Source organism: Phocaeicola coprophilus DSM 18228 = JCM 13818 (assembly GCF_000157915.1).
GTDB lineage: Bacteria > Bacteroidota > Bacteroidia > Bacteroidales > Bacteroidaceae > Phocaeicola > Phocaeicola coprophilus.
Genome location: NZ_EQ973649.1, coordinates 4,126 through 10,700 on the forward strand (window position 1 = coordinate 4,126; position 6,575 = coordinate 10,700).

Below are 6,575 nucleotides of genomic sequence, written 5' to 3' on the forward strand. Positions count from 1 at the left end.
CTCCCCGACGAGTCAGAAAGTAGGCATTCATCTTCGGTTCTTCACCGAACATCAGCACATCCAGAGGGACATCAAAATGGCGGGCTATCTTTTGCAGGGAACTGACTGACAGGTCACATTCTCCCGACTCAATGGCAGCATATTGTGCAGAAGCCAGTCCGCAGCTTTCTGCCATTTCATCTATACCCAGGCCCAATGCATCGCGCAACCCTCGCACGCGTTCTGCTATTTGTTTGATCTGTTCATCCATAGTTTTATCATTTAGTTGCTTCAAAATTAACAAAGTTTCTTCAATTGAGCGAAAAACAGGCAAAAAACTTTCCAATTATTCCTGAAACCCTGATTTCACCATACAAGAGTTAAAGAGCCTCATTGGTTACGGTCAGACGGGCCAGATAATCGTAATGACTGCCTTCCTGAATACATTCTGCCCGGAAACCGCACTGGGCAGCATAGGCTGACAAGGTATCGAAATCTACATAAAGCCAGTCAAAACTGTCCCCTTTCACCTGTTTATACTGCATACGGAAGTCTATTTCTCCGTAATAGTTGCCTGCCAGATTAACCAGATAACTGCCGTCCTCATCCTCGAACAGGTAACGCAGATCACTTGAATCCATCAGAATCTGCCCGCCCGGATTGAGCAGCTGCCGGATACGGCGGAAGAAATCTCCCATACGTTCCAGGCGTCCGATAATTCCAGAACCATTCATCAGCATCAGGATCGTATCAAAACGCTCCGTAAAACGCTCATCAAACAGGTTTACCTGACGGGCTGTCAGCCCACGGGCTTCCATCACCTTCACCGACCAGGGCGAAATGTCAATCGCCAGTGCCTCCTTGCCCATCTTCCGGAGAGCCAGCGTATGGCAACCGCTTCCCGCTCCCACATCCAGAATTTTTCCTTCTGCCAGCTGCAAAGCCTTCTGCTCCAGCAAAGGCATCTCTTCATAAGAGCGAAACAGGTCTTTCACCGGAATCTCATCTTCCTCGAACTGAGAAGAAAACACACGCAGACGTGCAGCCTTCCCCTGCTTGAAATAATCATAAACAGCCGATCCCATCGGATCCTTGTCTTCCGTCAATAAAGTTATATCCATTATTCTATATTTCTTGTTTCCTGATTGTCTGTTGCGTGCAAAGATACGAAAAGATATGCAGCAGGATGAAAAAACTTGCATATATGCATAAAATTTTCCCGATTTCTGTATCTATATTCCAAAATATTGCGTACTTTTGCAGCCAAACAAGAATAATTATACAATGAAGAATAAGAATAGCAGACTTGATTCCATCAAAATGATCATCTCAAGCAAAGAGATCGGAAGCCAGGAAGAGCTTCTGCAGGAACTGGCCCGGGAAGGTTTTCAACTGACACAGGCTACGCTTTCACGTGACCTGAAGCAACTGAAGGTAGCCAAAGCCGCCAGTATGAACGGCAACTATGTATACGTGCTTCCCAACAATACGATGTACAAGCGCATGACCGATCCGCAAAGTGCAACCGAGATGCTTCGTCACAATGGATTCCTCTCTATCGAATTCTCCGCCAACATTGCCGTCATCAAGACGCGCCCCGGATACGCAAGCAGCCTGGCCTACGACATCGACAGCAGCAACTTTCACGAGATCATCGGGACGATAGCCGGAGACGACACCATCATGCTGGTGCTCCGCGAAGGATGTTCGCGCACCAGTGTCAAACATGCGCTGGAGCATGTCATTCCGAATATCAACCATTAATATAATAATACATAGATACAGAAAAAAAATGGATACTACTAAACAAATAGAGGTCATGGTAGCCGACGCCTCACACGAGGTTTATGTTGACACGATTCTGGACACCATCAGAGAAGCCGCCAAGAAACGCGGAACCGGTATTGCCGAACGTACACACGAATATGTGGCCACAAAAATGAAAGAAGGAAAGGCTATCATCGCCCTGTGCGGAGACGAATTCGCCGGATTCACTTACATCGAATCATGGGGAAACAAAGAGTATGTAGCCACCTCGGGACTGATTGTCCATCCCAAGTATCAGGGACAGGGACTGGCAAAGCGCATCAAACATGCTTCGTTCACCCTGGCACGCCTGCGCTGGCCGAAAGCTAAGATCTTCAGTCTTACTTCAGGAGCTGCCGTGATGAAAATGAATACGGAACTGGGATATGTCCCCGTGACTTTCAACGAACTGACCGATGATGAATCGTTCTGGAAAGGATGCGAAGGCTGTATCAACCACGAAATCCTGATGGCCAAGAAACGCAAATTCTGTATCTGCACCGCCATGCTTTATGATCCGGCTCTGCACACAGACGACAAGGTTACTAATTTTTAATCCCCTTCATGAAAAATAACTGAAATAAAATAAAGCCTTATGGAAGAAAAGAAAAAAGTAGTCGTCGCATTCAGCGGCGGACTGGATACATCGTTCACCGTCATGTATCTGGCTAAAGAAAAAGGTTATGAAGTATATGCAGCCTGTGCCAACACAGGCGGTTTCAGCCCCGAACAGCTGAAACAAAACGAGGAAAACGCATACAAGCTGGGTGCAGTGAAGTATGTTACCCTCGACGTAACACAGGAATACTATGCCAAGAGCTTGAAATACATGATTTTCGGTAACGTACTGCGCAACGGAACCTATCCTATTTCCGTCAGCTCAGAACGTATCTTCCAGGCACTCGCCATTGCACGTTACGCCAATGAAATCGGCGCTCACGCCATTGCACACGGTTCAACCGGTGCAGGAAATGACCAGGTGCGTTTCGACATGACTTTCCTGGTTATGGCTCCCGGAGTGGAAATCATCACACTTACCCGCGACATGGCACTGAGCCGTGACTATGAAATCAATTACCTGAAGGAACACGGATTCGAAGCCGACTTCACCAAACTGAAATATTCTTATAACGTAGGTATCTGGGGTACTTCCATCTGTGGAGGTGAAATCCTGGATTCTGCACAGGGATTGCCTGAAAGTGCTTATCTGAAACAGGTAACCAAGACAGGCAGCGAACAGCTGAAACTGGAGTTCAAGAAAGGTGAACTGTATGCAGTCAACGGCGAAGTGTTCGACGACAAGATCAAGGCTATTCAGAAAGTAGAGGAAATCGGAGCTGCATACGGTATCGGACGTGACATGCACGTGGGCGACACCATCATCGGTATCAAAGGCCGTGTCGGTTTCGAAGCAGCTGCTCCCATGCTGATCATCGGAGCACACAAGTTCCTCGAAAAATATACCCTGAGCAAATGGCAGCAGTACTGGAAAGACCAGGTGGCCAACTGGTACGGCATGTTCCTCCACGAAAGCCAGTATCTGGAACCCGTCATGCGCGATATCGAAGCCATGCTGCAGGAATCACAGCGCAACGTCAACGGAACTGCAATCCTCGAACTGCGTCCGTACTGCTTCTCAACAGTAGGAGTTGAATCCAAGGACGATCTGGTCAAGAACAAGTTCGGTGAATACGGTGAAATGCAGAAAGGATGGACAGCCGAAGATGCCAAAGGCTTCATCAAGGTTCTTTCTACTCCGCTCCGCGCTTATTACGCAAACCACAAAGACGAGGAGAACGTATGATCAAAGCAGGTATTATAGGAGGCGCAGGATATACGGCAGGCGAACTGATTCGCCTGCTCATCAATCATCCCGATGTAGAAATCAAGTTCATCAACAGCTCCAGCAACGCCGGAAACAAGATTACTGACGTACACGAAGGCCTGTATGGAGAAACGGATCTCGTCTTCACCGACGAACTTCCGCTGGACACGATCGACGTGCTGTTCTTCTGTACGGCACACGGCGATACCCGCAAGTTCATGGAAAGTCACAACGTTCCTGAGGACCTGAAGATCATCGACCTTTCGATGGACTACCGCATCAAGGACGACAGCCATGACTTCGTATACGGCTTGCCCGAACTGAACCGCCGGACGATCTGCCACAGCAAACACGTGGCCAACCCGGGATGTTTCGCAACCTGTATTCAGCTCGGCCTGCTTCCGCTGGCCAAGCACCTGATGCTGAACGATGACGTGATGGTGAATGCCATTACGGGAAGTACCGGCGCAGGCGTAAAGCCGGGAGCCACCAGTCACTTCAGCTGGCGTAACAACAACATGAGTGTCTACAAGGCTTTTGAACATCAGCACGTACCTGAAATCAAGCAGTCACTCCGCCAGTTGCAGAACAGCTTCGACGCGGAAATTGATTTCATCCCCTACCGCGGCGACTTCGCAAGAGGTATCTTTGCAACTCTCGTTGTCAAGACTAAAGTGGAACTGGATGAACTCGTAAAAATATATAAGGACTATTACGCAGAGGATTCCTTCACTCACATCGTAGAAAAGAACATCGACCTGAAACAGGTAGTCAACACCAACAAGTGTCTGATTCATCTGGAAAAGCACGGTGACAAGCTGCTCATCATTTCCTGCATCGACAACCTGCTGAAAGGAGCAAGCGGTCAGGCGGTTCACAACATGAACCTGATGTTCAACCTCGAAGAAACCGTGGGACTGAAGCTGAAGCCCAGCGCATTCTAAATCAAGAACGATTATGAAACTATTCGACGTATATCCCCTTTTCGACATCAACATTGTCAAAGGAAAAGGCTGTCACGTATGGGACGACAAGGGACAGGAATATCTGGATCTCTACGGCGGTCATGCCGTGATCTCCATCGGACATGCTCATCCGCATTATGTAGAAGCCATCAGCAAGCAGGTAGCTACCCTGGGATTTTATTCCAATTCTGTCATCAACAAGCTGCAGCAGGAAGTAGCCGACCGTCTGGGAGCTCTTTCAGGTTATGACGACTACCAGCTGTTCCTCATCAACTCAGGAGCTGAAGCCAACGAAAATGCACTGAAGCTGGCTTCTTTCCACAACGGACGTACGCGCGTAATCTCCTTTGCCAAGGCTTTCCACGGACGTACTTCACTGGCAGTGGAAGTGACCAACAATCCGAAAATCATTGCACCGATCAATAACAACGGACATGTCACTTACCTTCCGCTGAACGACACGGAAGCCATGAAGGCCGAACTGGCCAAAGGCGACGTATGTGCCGTCATCATCGAAGGCATCCAGGGAGTAGGCGGCATTCAGGTTCCCACTCCGGCATTCATGCAGGCACTTCGCCAGGCATGCGACGAAACAGGAACCGTCCTGATTCTTGACGAAATCCAGTCCGGTTACGGCCGAAGCGGAAAATTCTTCGCCCACCAGCACTGCGGCATCCGTCCTGATCTCATCACTGTAGCCAAAGGTATCGGCAACGGATTCCCGATGGCAGGTGTCCTGATCAGTCCGAAGTTTGCTCCGGTCTACGGACAACTGGGAACAACCTTCGGCGGAAACCATCTGGCCTGTGCCGCTGCCATCGCCGTTCTCGACGTTATGAAGGAAGAACATCTGGTGGAAAATGCAGCCCGCGTGGGAAGTTTCCTGCTTAATGAACTGAAAGGATTCAAGGGAATCAAGGAAGTCCGTGGAGAAGGTCTGATGATCGGTCTGGAATTTGAAGAACCGATCAAGGAACTCCGCAGCAAACTGCTTTTCGAACAGAAAGTATTTACAGGGGTCAGCGGAACCAATGTCATCCGTCTGCTTCCGCCGCTCTGCCTGAGCATGGACGAAGTTTCAGACTTCCTGGAACGCCTGCACCGCCTCGTATAAATCATGCGTACAATACAAAAAAAATTGACCGCACGATCGGGCTCCAACGACCGCACGATCGGGCTCCAACGACCGCACGTTGCAAGGGCATCGAAGGTATATTGCCGGAGCACCTGAAAGAAGGCCTCGGGCTTTTTAAAAAACGTTTCGGCGTATTCATCAAAACGTCTCATTGTTTGAGTGAATACGCCGAAACGTTTTTTTTCAGCCCCGCCCATCACAAAATTCATAAAACAGGCGCCGGCTCCTCTTCAGAAACCGGAAAATTTTACTTATGTTTGCGTATAAACTCTAAATCAACAAGAAAACATGAAAGTTGCAATTATCGGAGCAGGTAACATGGGTGGTGCCATTGCCCGTGGCCTGGCACATGGACATCAGGTGAATACAGAAGATATCTTTGTATCCAATCCCGGAACTGAAAAACTGGAGAGACTGAAAGCTGAATATCCCGGCATTCATACTACACAGAGCAACAAGGAGGCTGCAGCGGATGCAGATATTGTCATCATTGCCGTAAAACCCTGGAAAGTGGAAGAGGTACTGAAGCCTTTGCGCCTCCGGCAGCCGCAGATCCTGGTTTCAGTTGCTGCCGGACTGACGTTCGAAGATCTGGCTCACTTCGTAGACCCGGAAATGACCATCTTCCGCATCATTCCCAATACAGCCATTTCTGAGCGGGCCAGCATGACTCTGGTAGCCGCCCGCAACGCATCGGAAGCACAAGTCAGTTCAATCATGAACCTGTTCAACGAAATGGGACGTTCGATGCTTATCGAAGAAAAATTATTTGCAGCGGCCACCTCACTGACTTCCTGCGGCATTGCTTATGTATTGAAATATGTACAGGCAGCCATGCAGGCTGGAGTGGAAATGGGCATCAAGC

General features: G+C 49.0%; 8 protein-coding genes. 6 read left to right on the forward strand and 2 right to left on the reverse strand.

All coding sequences use genetic code 11. The features are described 5' to 3' along the window. Together BACCOPRO_RS14385 and BACCOPRO_RS14390 are read right to left on the reverse strand one after the other, a co-directional pair. A partial coding sequence (locus tag BACCOPRO_RS14385) for a helix-turn-helix domain-containing protein (RefSeq protein ID WP_040311570.1) occupies positions 1-250 on the reverse strand: 250 nt, incomplete at its 3' end. 109 nt (positions 251-359) lie between these two features. Further along, positions 360-1,100: a class I SAM-dependent methyltransferase gene (locus BACCOPRO_RS14390; protein ID WP_008144747.1), complete on the reverse strand. Its 741-nt coding sequence runs from the start codon at positions 1,098-1,100 to the stop codon at positions 360-362. A 163-nt stretch (positions 1,101-1,263) separates the two neighbouring features. Here BACCOPRO_RS14390 and argR point away from each other — a divergent pair, with 163 nt between their 5' ends. The 6 genes from argR to BACCOPRO_RS14420 form a co-directional block, all read left to right on the forward strand. Beyond that, a complete protein-coding gene (gene argR / locus BACCOPRO_RS14395) occupies positions 1,264-1,743 on the forward strand; it encodes an arginine repressor (RefSeq protein WP_008144752.1) in 480 nt (159 codons plus the stop codon). Between the two features lie 28 nt (positions 1,744-1,771). After that, positions 1,772-2,341, forward strand: coding sequence for a GNAT family N-acetyltransferase (locus BACCOPRO_RS14400; protein WP_008144753.1), 570 nt, complete (start codon positions 1,772-1,774; stop codon positions 2,339-2,341). 39 nt (positions 2,342-2,380) lie between these two features. Then, on the forward strand, positions 2,381-3,589 hold the full coding sequence (locus tag BACCOPRO_RS14405) for an argininosuccinate synthase (RefSeq protein WP_008144755.1): 1,209 nt from the start codon (positions 2,381-2,383) through the stop codon (positions 3,587-3,589). After that, on the forward strand, positions 3,586-4,554 hold the full coding sequence (argC, locus tag BACCOPRO_RS14410) for an N-acetyl-gamma-glutamyl-phosphate reductase (RefSeq protein ID WP_008144756.1): 969 nt from the start codon (positions 3,586-3,588) through the stop codon (positions 4,552-4,554). The genes BACCOPRO_RS14405 and argC overlap by 4 nt, the downstream gene beginning before the upstream one ends. 13 nt (positions 4,555-4,567) lie before the next feature. After that, complete coding sequence (locus BACCOPRO_RS14415) at positions 4,568-5,689, forward strand: aspartate aminotransferase family protein (RefSeq protein WP_008144758.1); 1,122 nt, start codon at positions 4,568-4,570, stop codon at positions 5,687-5,689. A 309-nt stretch (positions 5,690-5,998) separates the two neighbouring features. Next, positions 5,999-6,575 (forward strand): pyrroline-5-carboxylate reductase family protein (locus BACCOPRO_RS14420; RefSeq protein WP_008144759.1); only part of this gene is annotated, 577 nt, incomplete at its 3' end.